This window comes from Ruegeria sp. YKSF131, from assembly GCF_059612645.1.
Genome location: NZ_JBXWQZ010000130.1, coordinates 1 through 1,745 on the forward strand (window position 1 = coordinate 1; position 1,745 = coordinate 1,745).

At 59.4% G+C, this 1,745-nt stretch carries 1 protein-coding gene; it reads right to left on the reverse strand.

The window, feature by feature from the left end; translation table 11 throughout:
- The coding region (locus tag AC2FLZ_RS21915; protein WP_496882788.1) for a DUF3604 domain-containing protein at nucleotides 1–1,745 on the reverse strand (1,745 nt) is incomplete at both ends.

The window sequence follows — 1,745 nt, forward strand, 5'->3', positions numbered from 1 at the left end:
CGATAGGCATCGTAGACATACCAAGGCGGTGTGGGGATCTCCAATACCCGGGCGTAGTAGAAGGCCGGGCGTGCCGGATCGAAATCCGGGTCGGTCCAGACGGTCGCAAGCTCGGATGCCCCGATCGAGTTGGCCCAGCTCGCCGTTGCCACATTCACCGTATCGCCTACCGCGGGCAGCATGCCATCCGAGCCGGGGACGCGCCCGTCGGACCAGGCGACGTCATAGATGGCTTCGCTGGTCGTGCCGTCCTCATTGAGCCAGCCCTTCACGACCTGGATGCGGTCGAGGTTGGCGCCAATCGGATCCCTTAGCGCGGCCACCATGAATGTTGGCGCCTCGGCACCGTCGGGTGCAGCGGACAGGTCAGCGCCCATTGGCACGCCTTTCGAATACCCTACGGTTGACGGAATACGAGATGCGATATCGGCCTCGTCAAAGTCCCAGCCACCGAAGAAACGAACCGATATTCTAGGGCCGGTCGTGGCGTAGACTTCCTTGCGCGCCATGGCGTCGAAGATGCTTTCGCGGGTATTCTCCTCGGCCCAGACCGCCGTGAGACCGGCAGCGACCATCTGCCAAGCGAACAGCTCACCGTTTTCATTCTTCATGAAAGGATGCTGCATCCGCTCTGCGGACGGCTCGTACCCGGTGTGCTTGCCAAAGAAATTCTCTTCTTCGGCGGTCACAAGACCGGTATGACTGTCTGTCGCGCCGCTGAACCCAAACTTGTAAGGATTTGTCCCGAACTCAGCTTCCAGCGCCAGCCCGCTCTTCAGCGCTTCGCGGGCATATTCTCGCGCCAGCATATCCTCGGTCTTGGCTTCGGATAGATCGAGGTTGCCGACATCCCAATTGTAATAGTCGGCAAACTCGTCATTCGGGCTGAGAAACGGGTGTGCCTCGCCGTCGCCCTTGATCTGAGTGATCTCATAGAGCGGTTCCCATTTGGCCCGGGCTTCAACGTACTCTTGAGTCACAGGCGAGCCGTCGAACCGGATGTCGATCGGAAACATTACGCCGTTGGACAGGTTGCCGTTATGTGCAAGTGCCAGCACCGCGCCGTTGGTCTTCTCCTCGTAGGCCTCGAGATAGGCATAGAGATCCATGGGATCGGGACTGCCCCAGGGCGGCGTCATCACCATGGGAACAACTTGCCCAACGCGGTCCGGCCCATCGCGGAAAATCACGTTGCGGTGCATGTTGTTGCCCGCGACGAGCGAAGTCCATTCGAACCCGAGCATTGGGGTAAAGATGCCGGGCTCGTAGAAGCGCTCGGCGGTCTTGAGGTTGTCCGACCAAATCGTTGCGAACCTTCGCGAGCCGGGCATGTAATTGTTGAACATTTCCTCTTCGATGGCGCCCTGAGAAACGCTTCCGATCAGGTCAAGCGCTGTATCCACTGCTGTCTGTCCGCCCGCGCGGAACCCGTCGGACCAACGTTTGCCCTGTTCATAGCGCGTAACCGACGGATTGCCTGCAAGAGCGTCGAAGATCATGCCCATACCGTCCGAGTGATCTGCAATAACCAGCCAGTCTAATGGGCGCGACAGGCGAACAGGCTGGCCAGAGGACGCGATGATCTCTTCTCCGCGCGCAAAACGATAAGCATCCTCATGGTCAAGGCGCGCACCGAAACCTCCGGCGTCCATAGATTGTCCCGTATGAAGATGCGTCTCTCCCCAAAGTGGCCGTTCCGGGAAAGTTCGACCAGCATAGGGTGAATAGGCGGGAGCAGGATAGGT